The 19,493-nt window shown below is 71.5% G+C and carries 20 protein-coding genes; 10 read left to right on the forward strand and 10 right to left on the reverse strand.

Translation table 11 applies throughout. The features are described from left to right. Nucleotides 1-15: 15 nt before the first annotated feature. Nucleotides 16-1,302 (reverse strand): ABC transporter substrate-binding protein, encoded by a 1,287-nt coding sequence (locus tag IEZ25_RS18955; protein ID WP_191201027.1) that lies wholly within the window; start codon nucleotides 1,300-1,302, stop codon nucleotides 16-18. A gap of 251 nt (nucleotides 1,303-1,553) precedes the next feature. Here IEZ25_RS18955 and IEZ25_RS18960 point away from each other — a divergent pair, with 251 nt between their 5' ends. Continuing rightward, nucleotides 1,554-2,642 carry an ABC transporter ATP-binding protein gene (locus tag IEZ25_RS18960; RefSeq protein ID WP_191201028.1) on the forward strand — a complete coding sequence of 363 codons (1,089 nt, stop codon included), beginning with the start codon at nucleotides 1,554-1,556 and terminating at the stop codon, nucleotides 2,640-2,642. A gap of 3 nt (nucleotides 2,643-2,645) precedes the next feature. On the opposite strand, the gene IEZ25_RS18965 is transcribed toward IEZ25_RS18960, so the two are convergent. Further along, a complete protein-coding gene (locus tag IEZ25_RS18965; RefSeq protein WP_191201029.1) occupies nucleotides 2,646-4,088 on the reverse strand; it encodes a flavin-containing monooxygenase in 1,443 nt (480 codons plus the stop codon). Nucleotides 4,089-4,217: 129 nt separating this feature from the next. After that, nucleotides 4,218-5,366 carry a CaiB/BaiF CoA transferase family protein gene (locus IEZ25_RS18970; RefSeq protein ID WP_191201030.1) on the reverse strand — a complete coding sequence of 383 codons (1,149 nt, stop codon included), beginning with the start codon at nucleotides 5,364-5,366 and terminating at the stop codon, nucleotides 4,218-4,220. A 193-nt stretch (nucleotides 5,367-5,559) separates the two neighbouring features. Between IEZ25_RS18970 and IEZ25_RS18975 the strand changes: the two genes are divergently transcribed. The 4 genes from IEZ25_RS18975 (at nucleotide 5,560) to IEZ25_RS18990 (ending at nucleotide 9,741) form a co-directional block, all read left to right on the forward strand. Next, nucleotides 5,560-6,090: a PadR family transcriptional regulator gene (locus IEZ25_RS18975; RefSeq protein ID WP_191201031.1), complete on the forward strand. Its 531-nt coding sequence runs from the start codon at nucleotides 5,560-5,562 to the stop codon at nucleotides 6,088-6,090. Further along, nucleotides 6,087-8,144 carry an NADPH-dependent 2,4-dienoyl-CoA reductase gene (locus IEZ25_RS18980; RefSeq protein WP_191201032.1) on the forward strand — a complete coding sequence of 686 codons (2,058 nt, stop codon included), beginning with the start codon at nucleotides 6,087-6,089 and terminating at the stop codon, nucleotides 8,142-8,144. Before IEZ25_RS18975 ends, IEZ25_RS18980 begins: the two co-directional genes overlap by 4 nt. Nucleotides 8,145-8,581: 437 nt before the next feature. Beyond that, nucleotides 8,582-9,217 (forward strand): sensor histidine kinase, encoded by a 636-nt coding sequence (locus IEZ25_RS18985; protein ID WP_191201033.1) that lies wholly within the window; start codon nucleotides 8,582-8,584, stop codon nucleotides 9,215-9,217. Between the two features lie 83 nt (nucleotides 9,218-9,300). Continuing rightward, nucleotides 9,301-9,741 carry a VOC family protein gene (locus IEZ25_RS18990; protein ID WP_191201034.1) on the forward strand — a complete coding sequence of 147 codons (441 nt, stop codon included), beginning with the start codon at nucleotides 9,301-9,303 and terminating at the stop codon, nucleotides 9,739-9,741. 41 nt (nucleotides 9,742-9,782) lie between these two features. On the opposite strand, the gene IEZ25_RS21950 is transcribed toward IEZ25_RS18990, so the two are convergent. The 6 genes from IEZ25_RS21950 to IEZ25_RS19015 form a co-directional block, all read right to left on the reverse strand. After that, nucleotides 9,783-9,908 (reverse strand): hypothetical protein, encoded by a 126-nt coding sequence (locus tag IEZ25_RS21950; RefSeq protein WP_263575255.1) that lies wholly within the window; start codon nucleotides 9,906-9,908, stop codon nucleotides 9,783-9,785. A 106-nt stretch (nucleotides 9,909-10,014) separates the two neighbouring features. Further along, complete coding sequence (locus tag IEZ25_RS18995; RefSeq protein ID WP_191201035.1) at nucleotides 10,015-11,340, reverse strand: MFS transporter; 1,326 nt, start codon at nucleotides 11,338-11,340, stop codon at nucleotides 10,015-10,017. A gap of 55 nt (nucleotides 11,341-11,395) precedes the next feature. Continuing rightward, nucleotides 11,396-12,817: an FAD-dependent oxidoreductase gene (locus IEZ25_RS19000; RefSeq protein WP_191201036.1), complete on the reverse strand. Its 1,422-nt coding sequence runs from the start codon at nucleotides 12,815-12,817 to the stop codon at nucleotides 11,396-11,398. Further along, nucleotides 12,814-13,596 (reverse strand): SDR family NAD(P)-dependent oxidoreductase, encoded by a 783-nt coding sequence (locus tag IEZ25_RS19005; RefSeq protein WP_191201037.1) that lies wholly within the window; start codon nucleotides 13,594-13,596, stop codon nucleotides 12,814-12,816. The genes IEZ25_RS19000 and IEZ25_RS19005 overlap by 4 nt, the downstream gene beginning before the upstream one ends. Further along, nucleotides 13,589-14,419 (reverse strand): SDR family NAD(P)-dependent oxidoreductase, encoded by an 831-nt coding sequence (locus tag IEZ25_RS19010; RefSeq protein WP_191201038.1) that lies wholly within the window; start codon nucleotides 14,417-14,419, stop codon nucleotides 13,589-13,591. The genes IEZ25_RS19005 and IEZ25_RS19010 overlap by 8 nt, the downstream gene beginning before the upstream one ends. After that, a complete protein-coding gene (locus tag IEZ25_RS19015; RefSeq protein ID WP_191201039.1) occupies nucleotides 14,416-14,907 on the reverse strand; it encodes a nuclear transport factor 2 family protein in 492 nt (163 codons plus the stop codon). The genes IEZ25_RS19010 and IEZ25_RS19015 overlap by 4 nt, the downstream gene beginning before the upstream one ends. Nucleotides 14,908-15,046: 139 nt before the next feature. Between IEZ25_RS19015 and IEZ25_RS19020 the strand changes: the two genes are divergently transcribed. Together IEZ25_RS19020 and IEZ25_RS19025 are read left to right on the forward strand one after the other, a co-directional pair. Continuing rightward, nucleotides 15,047-15,745, forward strand: coding sequence for an IclR family transcriptional regulator (locus IEZ25_RS19020; RefSeq protein ID WP_318152335.1), 699 nt, complete (start codon nucleotides 15,047-15,049; stop codon nucleotides 15,743-15,745). A gap of 38 nt (nucleotides 15,746-15,783) precedes the next feature. Further along, a complete protein-coding gene (locus IEZ25_RS19025) occupies nucleotides 15,784-16,380 on the forward strand; it encodes a DUF998 domain-containing protein (RefSeq protein ID WP_191201040.1) in 597 nt (198 codons plus the stop codon). Here IEZ25_RS19025 and IEZ25_RS21955 read toward each other — a convergent pair whose 3' ends face one another. Continuing rightward, nucleotides 16,381-16,512, reverse strand: a complete 132-nt coding sequence (locus IEZ25_RS21955; protein ID WP_263575256.1) for a hypothetical protein — start codon at nucleotides 16,510-16,512, stop codon at nucleotides 16,381-16,383. Between the two features lie 170 nt (nucleotides 16,513-16,682). Between IEZ25_RS21955 and IEZ25_RS19030 the strand changes: the two genes are divergently transcribed. From IEZ25_RS19030 to IEZ25_RS19040, 3 genes are read left to right on the forward strand one after another with little or no spacing between them, the layout of a single operon-like run. Beyond that, nucleotides 16,683-17,444: a hypothetical protein gene (locus IEZ25_RS19030; protein ID WP_191201041.1), complete on the forward strand. Its 762-nt coding sequence runs from the start codon at nucleotides 16,683-16,685 to the stop codon at nucleotides 17,442-17,444. Between the two features lie 24 nt (nucleotides 17,445-17,468). Then, entirely contained in the window at nucleotides 17,469-18,179 is a 711-nt protein-coding gene (locus IEZ25_RS19035; protein WP_191201042.1) for a hypothetical protein, read from the forward strand. 50 nt (nucleotides 18,180-18,229) lie between these two features. Next, nucleotides 18,230-19,402, forward strand: a complete 1,173-nt coding sequence (locus IEZ25_RS19040; RefSeq protein WP_318152336.1) for a nucleotide sugar dehydrogenase — start codon at nucleotides 18,230-18,232, stop codon at nucleotides 19,400-19,402. The last annotated feature ends 91 nt before the right edge of the window (nucleotides 19,403-19,493 follow it).

A 19,493-nucleotide genomic window follows, 5' to 3' on the forward strand; every position in this document is an offset into this window, starting at 1 on the left:
TTCCATCGCCGTGGCTCAGCCCAGTCGCTCGACGTCGGCCAGGAAGGAGTCCCACGCCTGGTCGGGCGTCTCCTTGCCCTCGTCGACGCGCTGGATGGCCTGCTGGTAGGCGGTGTTGATGTCGGCGAACTTCGGGCCCTTGTGCGCGATGAACGGCACGGCCTCGGCCCGCTCGGCCAGGATCTCGCCAGTGGGCGCCTCGTTGAAGAAGGCGTTGGTCTCGCCGGTCAGCGTCGGGTCGGACAGCGCGTCGACCTGGCTGGGGAAGGTGCCCTTGGCCTCGAACGCCTTGATCTGCTGCTCGGGCGCGGTCAGCCACTTGGCCAGCGCCTTGGCCTCCTCGGTGTGCTCGCCCTGCGCGGGCACCGTCAGGTAGGAGCCGCCCCAGTTGCCGCCCCCACCGGGGAAGACGTTGGCGATGTCCCAACCCTCGACTCCGTCGGCGTTGCCCTCGATGACACCGAGCATCCAGCCCGGGCAGGCCATCGTGGCGAAGCCGTCGTTCTGGAAGGACGCCGTCCAGTCCTCGCTCCACTGGGTGAGGCCGGTGCTCAGGCCGTCGTCGACGTTGGAGGTGACGGTCTCGAAGATCTCCTTGACCTCGGGGTTGTCGGCGGCGATGACGGTGTTGTCCTCGTCCTCGAAGGAGTACTCGACCTGGTTGATCATCGCCTGCGCGGTGCCGCCGGAGGAGTCGTACCAGGCGGTGCCGGGCACCTTCTCGACGAACTGTCGACCGGCGTCGAAGTAGGCGTCCCAGTCGCTGAAGAGCGAGGCGACCTTGTCGCGGTCGGTGGGCAGACCGGCCTTCTCGAACAGGTCGGAGCGGTAGCAGATGCCCTCCGGGCCGATGTCGGTGCCGTAGCCGATCAGGGCGCCGTCGGGCGTGGTGGCCGCCTCGGTCTTCCAGTCGAGCCAGCGTCCCTCGACGTCGGGGTCGGAGAGGTCGACGAAGGCGTCCGACTGCTCCATGAGGGCCGACCACCAGTCGACCTCGATCGCCTCGATGTCGGAGAGGCCCGAGCCGGCCGCGAGCTTGGTGTAGAGGTTGTCCTGGTGCTCGTTGGCCGTGCCGGCCTTCTTCTGCTCGACGACCACGTCGTCCTGCATCGCGTTGTACTCGTCGATGAGCTCTTCGTAGCCGAACTCGTTGAAGGTGGCGACGGTCAGCTTGATCTTGCCGTCCGCGGTGGTGCCGTCGTCGTCGCTGCCGCCGCACGCGGCCACCGTCGTGGCGAGGGTGAGCGCCAGGATCGCGCTCGAGGCGAGTCGGGCTCGCCTCCTGAAGGATGTCTGGGCCACTGCACTCCTGCTTTCTGCGTCAAGCTCTGCCGGGAGCACCGGGCTGGTTGCCCGGCCTGAGGGACGACTGCACTGTGAGAGCGCTTCCACTGCCGTCCGCGCAACACCATGGCAGCCGTCACATCGAGGTGTCAATGGGCGCTCACACCGCTTCTCAAAAGTTTGGGAGCGCTTCCACTAGACGCGTCCACGGTCGGTGCGTACGGTGAACGGCGACCACACCACCGTCCCCTCCGAGAGGAACCACGACCATGGCTTCGGTCAGCTTCGTCGGCGCCGGGCGCCGCTATCCCGGCGCGCAGCGACCGGCCGTCGACGCCCTCGACCTCACGATCGAGGACGGTGAGTTCATGGTGCTCGTCGGGCCCTCGGGGTGCGGCAAGTCGACCTCGCTCCGGATGCTCGCGGGACTCGAGGACTGCGACGAGGGATCCATTCACATCGGCGAGCGCGACGTCACCCGCGAGGTGCCGAAGGACCGCGACATCGCGATGGTCTTCCAGAACTACGCGCTCTACCCGCACATGAGCGTCGCCGACAACATGGGCTTCGCGCTCAAGGTCGGCGGCATGGGCAAGGAGGAGCGGGCGGCCCGGGTGAAGGAGGCCGCGAGGCTGCTCGACCTCGAGGACTACCTCGAGCGCAAGCCGAAGGCCCTCTCCGGCGGCCAGCGCCAGCGCGTCGCGATGGGCCGCGCGATCGTGCGGCGCCCCGAGGTCTTCCTCATGGACGAGCCGCTGTCGAACCTCGACGCCAAGCTGCGCGTGTCCACCCGCACCCAGATCGCCGCGCTCCAGCAGCGCCTGGGCGTCACCACGGTGTACGTCACCCACGACCAGGTCGAGGCGATGACGATGGGCGATCGCGTCGCAGTGATGAAGGACGGCGTGCTCCAGCAGGTCGACACCCCGCTCGCGCTCTACGACCGCCCGGCCAACCTCTTCGTCGCCTCCTTCATCGGCTCCCCCGCGATGAACCTCCTGCCCGCCCGCGTCGGTGAGGGCAAGGCCTGGATCGGCGAGCACGGCGTCGCCCTGCGCCACGAGGCCGCGGCCCGGGCGAGCGGCGAGGTGACGCTCGGCGTACGACCCCACGCCTGGCACCTCGGCGCGGCCGGCGAGGAGGGCTTCGCCGCGACGGTCACCGTGATCGAGGAGCTCGGCGCCGACGCCTTCCTCTACGCCACGCCCGACGACCCGGCGCTCGCCGATGTCGCCACGCAGGCGATCGTCCGGCTGGACGGGCGCCCGCAGCTGCAGAAGGGCGAGCGGGTGCGGCTGGTCATCGATCCCGCCGCGGTCCACGTCTTCGACACCGCGTCCGGCGCGCGCCTCGGCTGAGGCTCATGCCCACCGCAGCACGCCGTCGTCGAGCCGTGCGGTGCGGATCGCGACGGCGTCGTGGAGGTAGCTCTGCTTGAGCGCCCACGGCGCCGCCGTCCCCTGGCGCGGCAGCGTGTGCACGACCCGCTGGACGTAGCCGGCGTCGAAGTCCATCAGCGGCACCTCGGCGACGGCCGGGTCCCGCACCGGCACGACGCTGCGCGAGCCGGTGGCGCGCATCCGCTTCAGCAGGCGGACGACGTACTCGCTCACGAGGTCGGCCTTGAGCGTCCACGACGCGTTGGTGTAGCCGATCGTGAAGGCGAAGTTGGGCACGCCCGAGAGCATCATCGCGCGGTAGGCCATGGTCTCGTGCGGCTTGACCACCGCGCCGTCGACGCTGAGCTCGGCCCCGCCGAAGACCTGCAGGTTGAGCCCGGTGGCCGTGACGACGACGTCGGCCTCGAGCACCTCGCCAGAGGCGAGCTCGATGCCGGACTCGGTGAAGCTGGCGATCCGGTCGGTCACGATCGTCGCGGATCCGTCCGAGATCGCCCGGAAGAGATCGCCGTCGGGCACCAGGCACATCCGCTGGTCCCACGGGTCGTAGGCAGGCCGGAAGTGCGTGTCGACGGCGTAGCCCGGAGGCAGCTGCGCGACGTTGCCCTTGCGGACGACACGGCGCACCAGGTCGGGTCGGCGGCGGCTGATCTTGTAGAGCGCGGACTGGAGGACGATGTTCTTCCACCGCGTGACGGCGTACGACGCGCGCTCGCCGGCGATCCTGGTGAGCCGACGCTTGACGTCGTCCTTCGCCGGCACCGAGAGGACGTAGGTCGGGGAGCGTTGCAGCATCGTCACGTGGCCCGCGCCGGCCTTGGCCAGGGCGGGGACGAGGGTCACGGCCGTGGCGCCGGACCCGATCACCACGACCCGCTGGCCGGTGGCGTCGAGGTCGCCGGGCCAGTGCTGGGGGTGCACGATCCGGCCACCGAAGCGCTCCTGGCCCTCGAAACGAGGGGCGTAGCCCTGGTCGTAGTCGTAGTAGCCGCTGCACGCCCAGAGGAAGCCGGCGGTGATCGTGGTGGTCTCGCCGTCGACCTCCGCGGTGACGGTCCAGCGCGCGGTGGCCGAGTCCCAGGCGGCTCGGGTGACCCGGTGCCCGTAGCGGACGTGCCCGTCGACGCCGAACTCGCGGGCGGTGTCGCGGACGTAGTCGAGGATCGCGGCGCCGTCGGCCAGCGCGACGTCGCCGCGCCACGGCCGGAAGCGGTAGCCGAGGGTGTGCATGTCGGAGTCGGAGCGCACGCCGGGGTAGCGGAACAGGTCCCACGTGCCGCCGCTCGCCTCGCGCCGCTCGAGCACGGCGTACGACGTCGCGGGCAGGTCCTTGGCCAGGTGGGCCGCGGCGCCGATGCCCGACAGCCCCGCCCCGATGATCAGGACGTCGACGTGCTCGCTCATCCCGCCAGGGTAGACCGGGTTCGACCGGAATGTAACTATCAGTTACACCGATGCCTCCGCGGGTGGGTCAGCGGGCGTGCGGCTCCACGAACCGCCCGAGCAGCCGGTCCGGCTCCGCCGGGGTGGGCCTCACGCCTGGGTCGCCGCCCCGCTGTCGATGAGGGCGTCGACGTCGGCGATCCCCCAGGCGGCGAGGGCCTCCCGGGTGTGCTCACCGGGCAGCGCCGGCGGGCCACCGAGGCTCGGCGAGGTCCGGGAGAAGCGCGGTGCGGGCGCCGGTTGGGTGACGCCGTCGGGCGCGACGAACGTGCCCCGGGCGGCGAGGTGTGGATGGGCGGGGACGTCCGCGAGACGTACGACGGGTGCGACGCAGGCGTCGGTGCCGTCGAAGACCTCGGCCCACTCGGCCTGCGTCCTCTCCCGGAACCGCGCCGTGAGGGCGTCGCGGATCGCGGCGTGGTTCGCCGGGTCGTCGCGGTCGGGCAGCTCGACCCCGACGCGCTCGACGAGGGCCGCCCAGAACTGCGGCTCGAGCGCCCCGACGCTGACGTGCTCGCCGTCGGCGGTCTCGTAGACGTCGTACCAGGGCACACCGCCGTCGAGCATCCCCTCACGGCGGCGACCGGTGGCGACCCCCATCGCCACGAAGCTCGAGGCGATGGCGTTGAGGTGCGCGGTGCCGTCGACGATCGCGGCGTCGACGACCTGGCCCTGCCCGCTGACGCGCGCCTCGAGGAGCGCGGCGAGGATGCCGACGACGAGGTACGTCGACCCGCCGCCGAAGTCACCGAGCAGGTTGCCCGGGAAGTGCGGACGATCCGGGTCCTGGCCGAGGCCGTGGAGGGCGCCGGTGACCGCGATGTAGTTCATGTCGTGGCCGGCGACCTGGCTCCACGGGCCGTCCTGGCCCCAGCCGGTCATCCGAGCGAAGACCAGCCGTGGGTTGCGCGCGAGGCACACGTCGGGGCCGAGCCCCATGCGCTCGATCGCGCCCGGGCGCATCCCCTCGACCAGCACGTCGGCCCGCTCGACGAGGTCGAGCACCGTCGCCACGGCCTCCGGCCGCTTGAGGTCGAGCGCCACGCTCGGACGGCCGCGGTTGAGCAGGTCGGCCCGGCCGCCGGCGAACATGCCGCCACCCGGCCGGTCGATCCGGATCACGTCCGCTCCCAGGTCGGCCAGCAGCATGCACGCGTGCGGCCCCGGCCCGATGCCGGCGATCTCGACCACCTTCACGCCGCGCAGCGGTCCGGTGCCCTGACCCAGGTCGTACGTCATGGGCCCGATGATGACACCGGCGCTGTCACGGTCGCGAGCGGTAGTCCAGTGGCAGGCGGTCGTCCTCGCGGGGTAGTCCAGTGGCGAATGGTCGTCCGACCGGCGCTTTTGCGACCACGTGCCACTGGACTACCCCTCGGTGTGCGAGGCGCACGTCTTGCAACTCGTTGCATAGGTGGCGCAGACTGCATCCATGGCCCTCGAGCACGCCCTCCTCGTCGCGCTGAGCGAGCGTCCAGCGAGCGGCCTCGAGCTGACCCGGCGCTTCGAGAGGTCGCTCGGCTTCTTCTGGCACGCCACCCACCAGCAGATCTACCGCGTGCTCGGCCGGATGGAGGCCGACGGCTGGGTCAGCGTCGAGGTGGTCGCACAGGCCGGCCGGCCGGACAAGAGGGTCCACACGCCGTCCGCCCTCGGCCGCCGGGTCCTCGCCGACTGGCTGGCCGAGCCGCTGCCGATGGAGAGCTTCCGCAGCGAGCTGGCCGTCAAGCTCCGCGGGGCCTCGTACGGCGACCGCGCCACGCTCGCCTCCCACCTCGTCACGACCAGGGCCGAGCACGCGGCCCGGCTGGCGGCGTACGAGCAGATGGAGCGCGAGCAGTTCCCCGACCCCGCCGCTCTCGACGAGGCGGCGCGGGACCAGTGGCTGGTGCTGCGCGGCGGCATCGGGCTCGAGCGCTTCTGGATCGACTGGATCACCGACTACCTGGAGAAGACGTCATGACGCACCCCCTCTATCCCCACCTCCTCGAGCCGCTGACGCTCGGCGCGGGCGACGACGCGCTGACGCTGCGCAACCGTGTGGTGATGGGCTCGATGCACACCGGGCTCGAGGACCACCCGTGGGACATCGACCGGCTCGCGGCCTTCTTCGAGGAGCGGGCGCGCGGCGGCGTCGGCCTGATCATCACCGGCGGCTACGCACCCACCAAGCGCGGCTGGCTCAAGCCGTTCGCCAGCGAGATGACCCACCGCCTCCACGCGATGCGCCACGAGCGGATCACCGGTGCGGTGCACGACGCCGGCGGCGCGATCGCGCTGCAGGTGCTCCACGCCGGCCGCTACGGCTACCACCCGCTCTCGCAGAGCGCGTCCGACAAGAAGTCGCCCATCACGCCCTTCAAGCCAAGCGCGATGTCGAGCAAGGAGGTCGACCACACCGCGACCGCCTTCGCGAAGAGCGTCGCCCTGGCCCGCAAGGCCGGCTACGACGCGGTCGAGATCATGGGCTCCGAGGGCTACCTCATCAACCAGTTCCTCGCCGCTCGCACCAACGACCGCGACGACCAGTGGGGCGGCTCGGCGTCTCGCCGGATGCACTTCGCCGTCGAGGTCGTACGACGCTCGCGCGAGCTGGTCGGCGACGACTTCCCGATCGTCTACCGAATCTCGCTGCTCGACCTGGTCGAGGGCGGCCAGACGTGGGAGGAGACGGCCGAGCTCGCGCTGCACCTGCAGGCGGCCGGCGTGACCGTCTTCAACACCGGCATCGGCTGGCACGAGGCCCGCGTCCCGACGATCATCACGCAGGTCCCGCGCGGCGCGTGGCGGTCGCACACCGCCCGACTCAAGCAGGTCGTCGACGTCCCGGTCTGCGCGTCGAACCGGATCAACACCCCCGAGCTCGCCGAGGACATCCTGGCCGCCGGCGAGGCCGACCTCGTGTCGATGGCCCGTCCGCTGCTGGCCGACCCGGCCTTCGTCGCCAAGGCGATGGACGAGCGCGCCGACGAGATCAACACCTGCATCGCCTGCAACCAGGCCTGCCTCGACCACGTCTTCAGCAACGACCGCGCCTCCTGCCTGGTCAACCCGCGCGCCTGCCACGAGACCGAGCTCATGCTCATGCCCACCCTCCGCAAGCAGACCGTCGCGGTCGTCGGCGCCGGTCCGGCCGGCCTGGCCGCGGCCACGAGCGCCGCCGAGCGTGGCTTCGCGGTCACCCTCCTCGAGAGGTCACCGTCGCTCGGCGGCCAGTTCCGTCTCGCGATGGCGGTGCCCGGCAAGGAGGACTTCGCCGAGACGCTGCGCTACTTCACCCGCCGCCTCGACGTCCTCGGCGTCGACGTACGCCTCGGGGTGGAGGCCACCCCCGACGACCTCGCCGGCTTCGACCACGTCGTCGTCGCGACCGGGGTCGAACCCCGGATGCCCGACATCCCCGGCATCGACCACGGGTCCGTGGCGTCGTACGCCGACGTGCTGAGCGGCGCCGTCGTGCCCGGGAAGCGGGTGGCGGTGATCGGCGCGGGCGGCATCGGCGTGGACGTGAGCGTCTTCCTCACCCACGAGCCCGAGGACCTCGAGGACTGGATGGCCCACTGGGGCGTCGGCGACCCGGCGCTCCACGAGGGCGGGCTGGTCGAGAAGAAGCCGCGCACGCCGACCCGCGAGGTCACGCTCGTTCAGCGCAAGACCACGCCCATCGGCATCGGTCTCGGCAAGACGTCGGGCTGGGCGCACCGGGCGGTGCTCAAGCAGTCGCACGTGACCCAGGTCAGCGGCGCGACCTACGACCGGATCTCCGACGAGGGTCTGCACGTCACCGTCGACGGCGTGGCCCGGGTGATCGAGGCCGACACCATCGTGGTCTGCGCCGGCCAGGACTCCGTGCGCGGACTGTACGACGACCTCACCTCCCCGCCGGTCGAGCAGGGCGAGGGACGAGCACGTGTCGAGACCAGGGGCCTCCACCTGATCGGCGGAGCCGACGTCGCCGCCGAGCTCGACGCGAAGCGGGCGATCAAGCAGGGCACCGAGGTCGTGGCCGGGCTCTGAGGTCCTCCCTCCCGACACGTGTCCGAGTTCTCGCCCCCGATCCGGGGCTGGAGGGGCAACTTCTCGGACACGTGTCCCCCGGCCGACCCCGACCCCACACGTGTCCGAGTTCTCGCCCCCGATCAGCCCCTCGGAGGGCCACTTCTCGGACACGTGTCCCCGGCCGACCCCGACCCCACACGTGTCCGAGTTCTCGCCCAAGATCAGCCCTTCCGAGGGCGACATCTCGGACACGTGTCCCGCCCAAGACCGCCGCGCGCTCGCGGCCTGACAGATGTCACGCCGGAGTCGTGACGACCGTTCCGTGTGACCGTGGCCGGGCGGGAGGAGCGGAGCCGAACGACTTGGTCACGCCCTCGAGGCGGACGGCGGGCACCTGTCCGGCCTTCGGGCCCGAGGGTCCGGGTGGGTCGGTGTGCGGGAGCTGGGAGGTGGTCATGCTTGCCACGGGGCTGCGCGCGGTGATCAGCCGCAACGTCGACCTGCTCGTCGCCTACGAGGAGAACGCCCGCCTGGCCGTCGACAACGAGCGCACCCGCTTCGCCCGCGACCTGCACGACATCCTCGGTCACTCGCTGACCGTCATCACCGTCGAGGCCGAGCTCGCCCAGAAGCTCCTGCGCGTCGACCCCGACCGGGCGGAGGCCGAGCTCGCCGACCTCGAGCGGCTCAGCCGCGATGCACTGTTCGACGTACGACGGGCGGTCGAGGGCTACCGCGACATCACCCTGCCCGGCGAGCTGGTCCGGGCCCGCGCGGCCTTGGAGGCGGCCGAGATCGAGCCGACGCTCCCCCACTCCACCGAGGAGGTACCCAGCGACCTGCGCGAGCTCTTCGCGTGGACCGTGCGCGAGGGGGTGACCAACGTGATCCGCCACTCCGGCGCCCACCACTGCGAGGTCCGGCTCACGGCCGGCAGCGCGGAGGTCCGCGACGACGGGCGCGCCGAGCTCGGGCCCACCGGGCACGGCAACGGACTGGCCGGGCTCCGCGAGCGTGCCGCGGCGGTCGGCGCGAAGGTGGTCACCCAGGAGCTGCGCCCGGGGTTCTCGCTCCGCGTGGTCCGAGGGTGATCGGGCCCGCGGTGTCGAGAACCCGGAGTCTGCTCCGTCCCCGGACCGTAGGACGAACCCACCACGCTGGAGGATGAGATCGCATGGGACACATCAAGCGCTTCGACCACGTCGGCGTCACCGTCCGTGACCTGGACCGGGTGACGGACTTCCTCGTGAAGCTCGGCCTGGAGATCGAGGGCCGGACGTTCGTCGAGGGCGACTTCATCGACACCGTGATCGGCATCCCGGGCTCGAGGACCGAGATCGTCATGCTCACCAGCCCCGGCGGGGGGAGCTCGGTCGAGCTCTCCAGCTTCGTGCGCCCCGACGCGGTCGAGGGATCGCCGGACGCGGAGGCCAACGAGCTCGGGTTGCGCAGCCTCGGCTTCGAGGTCGCCGACCTGCAGTCCGCCGTCGACGCGGCGGCCGAGGACGGCTACGGGCTGGTCGGCGGCATCGGCGAGCACGAGGGCGTGTGGAGGATGGCGTACGTCCGCGGCCCGGAGGGGATCCTCGCCGCCCTGGCCGAGCGGATCGGCTGATCCGGTGGACGTCCACCCCGTGGGGGGAAGTCCACCGGGGCTCAGGGCAGGGGGTCGGGCTCCGTCGACGGCGGCTGCGGCTCGGTCGGGATCGGCTCCGGGCCGCCCGGGTCACCGGGCGGGACGATCTCGGGCTCGGGCAGGGGCTCGTTCGGGTTGGTGGTCATGGACTCTTCCTACGCCGCGCCCGCCGGGCTCTCCACACCCCGTGGGGTTGCGTCCCGGCGGCGGCCGCCGACCGTGGGATGGTCGGCGGCCGTCGTCGGAGGTTCCTCAGATGGTCTCGGTCTGGACCGCCGGGCTGTCGTCGGAGGCCGGCTTGACCCAGATCAGCAGCACGATCGCGAGCGACATGCACACCGCCGGGAAGATCAGGCTGAAGATCACGTCGCCGGCGACCGAGGTCTTGCCGATCACGAAGGGCCCGAAGAAGCCACCGGCCGCCGCGATCGCGTTGATGGTGGCCAGGCCGACCGCCGTCTGCGAGCGCGACAGCGCCTCGGACGCGAGCGCCCAGAACGGCCCCAGGTAGGAGAACACGCCGATCGCGAGCAGGCACAGGCCCACGATCCCGATGGCGGGCGTCTCGCGGAAGACCATCGTGATCACCAGGCCGAGCACCGCGACGGCGAGGGTGGCCATCACGATCGGCTTGCGGCTGCCCGCCAGGTCGGAGTAGCGCGCGACGAGGAGCATCGCGATCGCGCCGCAGACGTAGGGGATCGCCCCGACCAGCCCGATGTCGGTCGGTGAGTAGGACGGGTTGAGCTGGGCGACGACCTGTGGCAGGAAGAACGTCATGCCGTAGAGGCCGACGGCGTAGAGCAGGTTGATGAAGGCCAGGTAGAGGATGCGCGGGTTCTTCACCGCGTCGAGCGAGATCTCCATCTCGCCGTCGTCCTCGGCCTGGTACTCGCGGGAGATGTCACCCTCGAGCGCCGCGGCCTCGTCGGTGGTCAGCCAGCGCGCCTTGCTGGGCCGGTCGGCGAGGTAGAGGAGCACCCACACGCCGAGCAGCACCGGGGGTGCGCCCTGGAGGATGAAGACCCACTGCCACGACTCCAGGCCGAACCACTCGACGTGGTCGAGGATCAGGCCGGCGGTCACCGAGCCCACGAGCAGCGCGACCGGCTGGGCCAGCGAGAAGCCGGCGATGCCGCGGCTGCGGTCCTGGGTCACGAACCAGTAGGTCATGAACAGCAGCAGGCCCGGGAACAGACCGGCCTCGGCGATGCCGAGCGCGATGCGCGCGATGTAGAGCTGGGTCGTGTTCTGCACGAACCCGGTCGCCATCGTGACCAGGCCCCAGGTGATGGCGATGCGCGCGAGCCAGATCCGGGCGCCCACCTTCTTCATGATGATGTTCGAGGGGACCTCGAGGACGGTGTAGGCGACGAAGAAGATCGCCGCGACCGTGCCGTAGGTGGCCAGGTCGATGCCGAGGCTCTCCGACATGGTCAGCTGCGCGTAGCCGATGGCCGCGCGGTCCATGTAGTTGAACGCGTAGAGCAGGAACGCGACGGGCAGGATGTTGCGCTTGACCTTGGCCAGGACGCTCGCCCGGTCGACGGTCGGTCCCGTGTGGTCGGTGGTGGTCATGTCTCTCCCAGTGAGATCCAGTATGAGGCGGGGTGAGGTGCCTGTCCCGCGCGGGTCAGGCGGTCGCGCCCGCTGCTGCGGACTGACCGGCGAGCCGGCCCATGGTGACGGCGTTGGCGATGGCGTTCCCGCCACCGACGTAGCGGTTCCCGAGCACGCCGCCGCCGGCCTCGCCGGCGGCGTGGAGACCCGGGATCGGCCGGGCCCTGCTGTCCAGGACCGACGCTCGTACGTCGATCTCCAGACCCGCGTGCGTGCACACCAGCTCGGCCGGGAGCACGCGCGTGGCGTAGAACGGCGGGGACGCGATCTCCGCGAGGGGCGCCGTCGCCCCCTTGGCTGCCAGCGTCTGGTCGCGCTGGAAGTCGATGTCGCTGCCCTGCGGCAGCTGCTGGTTCCACCGGGACACGGTGGCGAGGAGGTGGTCGGCGGGCACGTCGATCTCTGCGGCGAGGTCCTCGACCGAGTCCGCCCGGCGGACCGCTCCGCCGGCGACGAGGTCGGTGACGCGGTCGGCCTCCCAGTCGGCGTAGCCGGCCGGGAGCGCGAGCCGGGCCGCCTCGTCGAAGACCATCCACGCCGGCCCGCCCTGGGCCTCGATCAGTCCGCCGCTCACCGCGTAGGAGGCGTCCTCGTCCATGAACCGGCGCCCGCGGCTGTTGACGTGGACGCGGGAGACGGGTGGGAACCCCGCCTGCCAGTGGTGGTGGCGGACGAACTCGGCCGTCGGGAGCATCAGGCCCCACCCCGCGCCGGCGACGGAGGCGTCGACCTGCTCGCCGAACCCGATGTGGTCGCCGCGGGAGCCGGGTGCCGCCACGACGAACAGCGAGTCGCCGGCCGCGAGGGCGTCGGGGAAGAACCGCTTCACGAGCGCGTCGTCCTGGGCGAGCCCGCCGGAGGCGACGACCACGCCTCCGGCGTGGAGCTCGACGCCGTCGGCGACCACGCCGCTCACCCGACCGTCCTCGACGAGGAGCCGCTCGACGCGCGTGTGGAGCGCGACCTCGACCCCCGCGGCCCGGCGGGCCCGGTCGAGGACCTGCACCAGCCCGTAGCCCTGGTCCTTGGGCACGTGGGCGCGCCAGACGTCCTCGACGCCGGCCCGGCACAGGCCGGGGGTGTGCGCGTTGCCCGACAGCTGCGCCGGCACCTCGAGGCCGAGCCCGAGCAGCCACTCCAGGGTGGGCCCGGACAGCTCGCAGAACCGGCGTACGAGACCGGGCTTGAGCAGCCACTGGTTGAGGTCCATGTAGTGCTGGAAGAAGCGGTCGACGCTGTCGTCGACGCCCAGCTCCTTCTGCACGCTCGTGCCGGCGGCGGTGAACATGCCCGCCGACAGCTGCGTGGAGCCACCCAGCTCGCCCTCGGCCTCGAAGAGGATCACCGATGCGCCGCGCTCTGCGGCGGAGACCGCGGCGGCCAGGCCGGCCCCACCGCCTCCGATCACGATGACGTCGAAGTCGTGGTCGCTCACAGGGAGCCCTCCATCTCGTCGAGGATGCGGTGATAGGTGCCGTTGGAGACCAGGCCTCCGTCGACGGTGAGCTCGGCTCCCGTCATGTACGACGAGCCGTCGCCGAGCAGGAAGGAGACGACGGCGGTGACCTCGTCGGGGCGCCCGGTCCGACCGGCCGGGATGCTGGCGACCGCGCTGTCGACGAAGCCGTCGGACCCGCTGAGCAGCGGCGTCGCGACGAGCCCGGGGTGCACCGAGTTGACCCGGATGCCCCACGCGGCGAGCTCGCCCGCCGCCGACTTGGTGAGCCCGCGCAGCGCCCACTTCGAGGTCGAGTAGGAGGGCGAGAAGTAGCCGATCTGGCCGGCGATCGAGCTGATGTTGACGATGGAGCCGCCGCCTGAGTCGCGCATCAGCGGGGCGCACGCCTGGGTGCCGTGGAAGGGGCCGTCGACGTTGATCGCCATGACCTGGCGCCAGACCTCGGGCGTGGTGTCCATGAAGCGCAGCCGGCGCGAGATCCCGGCGTTGTTGACCAGTCCGTGGAGGCCGCCGTGCGTCTCCCCGACCGCGGCCACGACGTCGTCCCACTGCGCCCGGTCCACCACGTCGAGGCGGTGCGAGGTCGCGACACCGCCCGCGGCACGGATCTCCTCGGCGACGGGCTCGGCGTCGACGACGTCGGCCAGTGCGACGCGCCAACCCGCCCCCGCCAGTGCGCGGGCGTGGCCCGCGCCCATCCCGCCCGCGGCACCGGTGACCAGGACCACGCGCCCCGGGTGCACCTGGTCAGACATGGCGCGACCCGCCGTCGACGGCCAGGATGTGGCCCGTCACGTAGCGCGCGCTGTCACTGGCCAGGAACAGCATCGGTCCCACGATCTCCTCGGGCGAGCCGAGCCGGTGCAGGGGGATGCTGTCGAGCGCCTTCGCCAGCGCCTGCGGGTCGTCCTGGACCCAGCGCGTCATCTCGGTGTCGACGAACCCCGGTGCGATCGCGTTGACCCGCACCCCCAGGTCGCCCAGCTCGACGGCGAGGCACTCGGTCAGGTGGGCGACGGCGGCCTTGGAGGAGCAGTACGCCGAGCGTCCCCGACGCACGCGCACCGCGGCGACCGAGGCCATGTTGATGATCGAGCCGCCCGGCTCCATCACCGACGCCGCCGCCTGGGCGCCGTAGAGCACGCCCTCGACGTTGATCGACAGCGTCGCCTGCATCTGCGACACGGGGACCTCGATGGCGGGGGCCTCGGGGAAGACACCCGCGTTGTTGATCCACAGGTCGAGGCGACCGAAGCGATCGCGCGCCAGCTCGGCGACCCGCTGCTGTGCCTCACGGTCACGGACGTCGACGCCCGTCGCGACGACGTCGCCCGCGCCGTCGACGCCCTCGTGCTCGCGAGTGATCGCCGAGGCGGCCTCGCCCATGAGCGACTCGTCGATGTCGGCGCCGACCACGTGGACACCCCGTCGGGCCAGGGCGGCGGAGAACCGGGCACCCATGCCGCGACCGGCGCCGGTCACCACGGCGACCTTGCCGCGCAGCTCGGGGTGGTCGACCTGCATCAGCGTGCCCTCGACACGTCCGGGGTGCTCGGAGGCGGGGATGGTGGCAGTCATGGTCGGGCTCCTGAAGTGCTCTCGGGGGTGCTGTCGGGGGTGCTGTCGGGGACCGGTGGCACGTCGTCGCGGCGGACGTCGCGGCGCGCGAAGCGCCACCCGTCCGCCGAGGCGACGAGCTGGTCGGTCAGCGTGGTGAGCCGCACCAGGCGGCTCGGCTCGCCGGCCGGGGTGGCGACGATCTGCAGGTAGGCATGGGCGACGACGCTGCCCGGACGCGGGCCGGGCACCACGTCGACGTTCGTCACGACGTGTCGACTGGTGGTGCGAGTGGCCCGGGCGGTCTCGGCGTACTGCTCGACGAACGCGACCAGGGCGTCGGTGCCGACGACGGGCTGCGGGTAGGACGGGGAGGCGAACACGCCGTCGGTGGTGAAGGTCGCGGCCCACCCGGGACCGTCGAAGGAGTCGATGAGGCGGGCCTGGCGGGCGTAGGCGCGCAGCACCTGCACGACCGTCAGGTCGTCGACCTCGCCGTGCTGCTCCATGATCCCGGGCCTCCGATGTGCGTTATTCGCACGTTGTATGCGAAAATGGCACGCACAGTTAGCCACGTCGCGTGACGCTCGTCAACCCCGCGATCGCGAGGGACAGTGACGTGCCCGCCCCACCCAGGAGGATGACCGCGTGCCGAACGATCACGATCCCGCTCCCGACAGGCAGATGAGCAAGACGCTGCACCAGGGGCTGCGCGTCCTGGAGCTCCTCGCCGAGCGCGGCGACGGGCTGACGATCACCGAGATCGCCACGGGGATCGAGGTGCACCGCACCGTCGCCCACCGGCTCGCGCACACCCTGGAGGCCCACCGCCTCGTGCGTCGCGACCGCGCGAAGCGGTTCCACCTCGGGGCGGGCCTGGTGCCGCTGGCCGAGCCGGTCGAGCGCGACCTGCGCCTGGTCGCCACCCCGCTGCTGCAGGAGCTGGCCGACGACCTCCAGGCCACGGCACACCTGGTGGTGCGCGAGGACGAGGACACCGCGAGGGCGATGCTGGTGATCGAGCCGCGCAACGCCACGGTGCACGTCGCGTTCCGCCCCGGGCAGGTCGACCGGATCGACCAGGGCTCCGCCGGGCTGGCACTCCTGGCCGCGCGGCCCCGGCGCGAGGGCGAACGAGCGGAGGTCGCTGCGGCCCGCGAGGTCGGCTACGCCGTGACCTTCGGCGAGGTCACCCCCGCCGTCGGCGGCATCTCGGCCCACGTCCCCGGCGGCCACGACGGCACGGCGCTGTCCATCGGGGTCTCGGTCTTCGACGTCTCCGACGCCGGTCGCATCGGACCAGCGGTCGTCGCCGCGGCGGCACGACTGGGACGCGAGCTCGGCTGAGCCGGAGGGCGCTCGGCCCGGGCACTAGCGTGAGGGTCGTGACCGACACCTCCCGCGCGGCCCGGCTCGGCGCCCTGGTCTTCCTGCTGCGACCGACGTACGTCCTCACCGAGGTCGTGACCGCCGCGGGGACGACGGGCGGCTACAGCTTCGTGTCCGACACCGTCAGCAAGCTCGGCGAGGTCGGGTGCACCGACGGCTACTGCTCTGCACGGCACGAGGTGATGAACGGGTCCTTCATGGCCTACGGGGTCGCACTGGCCGGCGGCGCGCTGCTGATGGCCAGGCCGCTCGGTCCGTGGGTGACGGGACTGCTCGTGGTGTCGGGCGCGAGCTCGTACGCCACGGGGCTGGCGCCGCTCGACCAGGACGCCACGCTCCACGCCATGGCCGCGACGCCGCTCTTCGTCGCCCAGCCGCTCGCACTGATGCTGCTCGGGCACCGGCTGAGGCACGATCGGCCCCAGCTGGCGAAGGCTCTGCTCGCGACGGGCCTGGTCACCGCAGCCGGCGCGGTCGGCTTCGTGCTCTCGGGCGAGGACGGCCGGATGGCCGGCGCCCTCGAGCGGCTCGCGCTCTGGCCGGTGCTCGGCGGGCTGGCCGCCTTCGCGTGGGGTCACCGACGGCGTCGGTGATCAGTGGGGCCGACGCCGGTCCTGCACCTTCTTGACCGCGGCCTTGATCTTGGCCTGGTTGTGCGGCTTGCGCGCCTCGTCGTAGATCTTCTTGGCGATCCCGAAGGCCGCGACCTTCTTTCCCATTCCCATGCGCTCAGCCTGTCAGTGACGACCAAGGCAGCGGCCGTCCGAGGAATCGGCGGGAATCGGCGGGAATCGGCGAGAAGGCTACTTAAGTCGGACATCCGTGGCCCGCGTCACGTCGAACCACCCGGTGAGCCGCCGGTCCCGGCGGCCCTGTCGACGAAGGGTCCAGACCCATGCGCCTCCCCAAGCTCCCCCGCCTCTCCCCGTCCATGGCCGTCGCGGTCATGGCGCTGGTCGTGGCGTCCACCGGCACGTCGTACGCCACCGGCATGATCGGCGGCAAGGACATCCGCGACAACTCCATCACGGCGAAGAACATCAAGAACAACACGATCACGGGCAAGAAGATCAAGAACCGGACCATCGAGGGTCGTGACATCAAGAACAAGACGATCGGCGCCCGCCAGATCAAGGACGGCACGCTGCGTGCCAACGCCTTCCGCCCCGGCGAGCTCGCCGGCCAGCAGGGTCCGGCCGGTCCGGCCGGGGTCGGTCGCTGGGCCCTCGTCGACGCCACCGGTGCGATCGTCGCCCAGTCCGGTGGCTTCACCGTGACCGCCGCCTACCCGACGCTCGCGCCGATGGGCGCCGACACCGCGGGCCTGCGCGCCAACGGCAACGTCTACATCGACGCCGGCGAGAACCTCGCCAACAACGGCGTGATCGCCACCATCGCCCTGCAGAACACCGTCGACCAGAACGGTGACGGCATCACCAACGGCCGCGCCCCCGGTGCGGACGCCAACCCGGAGTTCTCCGGTGAGATCTCCGCGGCGATGTGCCAGCCCAACGTCGTCAACTGCGCGCCTCCCGGCACCGGCAACACCAACCACCTGGTCGTCAGCCCGCGCAACAGCGACGGCACCGTCACCACCGCCGACACCCGCAAGCGCTTCTACGTCGTCGTGACCGGCGACTCGAGCGACCGGGGCTGACCGCGACGCGGTAGAACAGGGGCCATGGGCCTGCTCGAGGACACGATCGACCGGATGCGCGACGCGCTGGCAGGTCGGCCGGGTCCCGGGCGGGCCCATGACCGTCTCGGTCCCGCGCCGCTCGTCGGGCCGCGTGGGACGACGACCGGGCACTTCGTGCAGCCGGACCAGACGACGTGCGGCTCCTCGTGCCTGGTGATGGCTCGCATGCTCGGCGACCCGGCGTACGCCACGTGGATCCATACCGGCAGGGACGGGAGCCCGCGGCCCGAGGCCCGCACGGCGCAGCAGAGGTTCGCCGACGAGGCGCTCGCCACCCACGTGCGCACCAACCGCCTCTCCGACGCGGCAGGCGCTCTCCAGATCCCGTGGCCACGCTCCCTGGGCACCACTCCGTGGGCGCTTGCCACCGAGCTCCGCAACACCGGCGGGACCGCCCCTCCGGGCACGCCTCACCAGGTGCGCGCGGTGGCACCGAGCCGCCGCGCCGAGGCGTACGACGAGGTGGTCGACGCCGTCGCCCGGGGCCACGCGATCGCGACGTTCGTCGGCAACAGGCTGCGACCGGGGCACGTCGTGCTCGCCACCGCGAGCTCCGGCGACGGCACCTCCGTCTACGACCCGGCGTCGGGCCGGACCCGCGCCGTGCGCCGCGACGACTTCGCGAGCGGGTCACTGGGGATCTCCGGCTGGGACGAGCCCTGGTTCGTCGTCCTGCCCACCGAGGTTGGGTAGGTCCGCCTCGGGTTCACCTCCGCGCCGCCGTGGTGCGGCAGACTGACGGCGTGACCACCAAGATCTCCGTCGCCGGTCTCGGCTACGTCGGCCTGTCCATGGCGGTGCTGCTCGCCCGGCACAACACGGTCGTGGGCCTCGACCTCGACGAGGGGCGCATCGAGAGGCTCGAGCGCGGAGAGAGCCCGATCCACGACGACGACATCTCGCGCTTCCTCGCCGAGGAGGACCTCGACCTCACCTTCACCACCGACGCCGAGAGGTCGCACACCGGGGCCGACTTCGTCATCATCGCGACGCCGACGAACTACGACCCGGAGACGAACTACTTCGACACCAGCTCGATCGAGTCGGTGATGCGCGACGTGATGCGGCTCAACCCCCGGGCGACGATGGTCGTGAAGTCGACCGTGCCCGTGGGCTACATCGAGGACGTACGCGCCCGGCTCGGCACCGCCGACGTCATCTTCTCCCCCGAGTTCCTCCGCGAGGGACGCGCGCTGCACGACAACCTCCACCCGGCGCGGATCGTCGTGGGAGAGGACTCCGAGCGGGCCCGCGCCTTCGCCGAGCTGCTCGTCAAGGGCGCCGACGCCGACGACGTGCCCGTGCTCTTCACCGCGCCGACCGAGGCCGAGGCGATCAAGCTCTTCGCCAACACCTACCTCGCGATGCGGGTCGCCTACTTCAACGAGCTCGACTCCTTCGCGCTCTCCCGCGGGCTCGACACCCGCCACATCATCGACGGTGTGGGGCTCGACCCGCGGATCGGCACCCACTACAACAACCCGTCGTTCGGCTACGGCGGCTACTGCCTGCCGAAGGACACCAAGCAGCTGCTGGCCAACTACTCCGACGTCCCGCAGACGCTGATCTCCGCCATCGTCGAGGCCAACACCACCCGCAAGGACTTCATCGCCTTCGACATCCTGGACCGGCGGCCGAAGGTCGTCGGCATCCACCGGCTGATCATGAAGTCGGGCTCGGACAACTTCCGCGAGTCGTCGGTGCAGGGGATCATGAAGCGGCTCAAGGCCAAGGGCGTGAAGGTCGTGATCTACGAGCCCGAGCTCGCCGACAAGCAGTTCTTCGGCTCGAAGGTCTACCGCAACCTCGAGAAGTTCAAGGCGAAGGCCGACGTGATCGTCGCCAACCGGATGGTCGAGGAGCTCGCCGACGTCCGCGAGAAGGTCTACACGCGCGACCTGTTCGGCGCGGACTGACCTCGATCGTCGCGACCGCCGGTCGAGCAGGGCCGCCAGGCCCGTGTCGAGACCCAGGCTCCCGATCTCCTTGGCTTCGACACGCTCGCTG

Origin of the sequence: Nocardioides hwasunensis, assembly GCF_014779665.1 — a bacterium.
GTDB classification, from domain to species: domain Bacteria; phylum Actinomycetota; class Actinomycetes; order Propionibacteriales; family Nocardioidaceae; genus Nocardioides; species Nocardioides hwasunensis.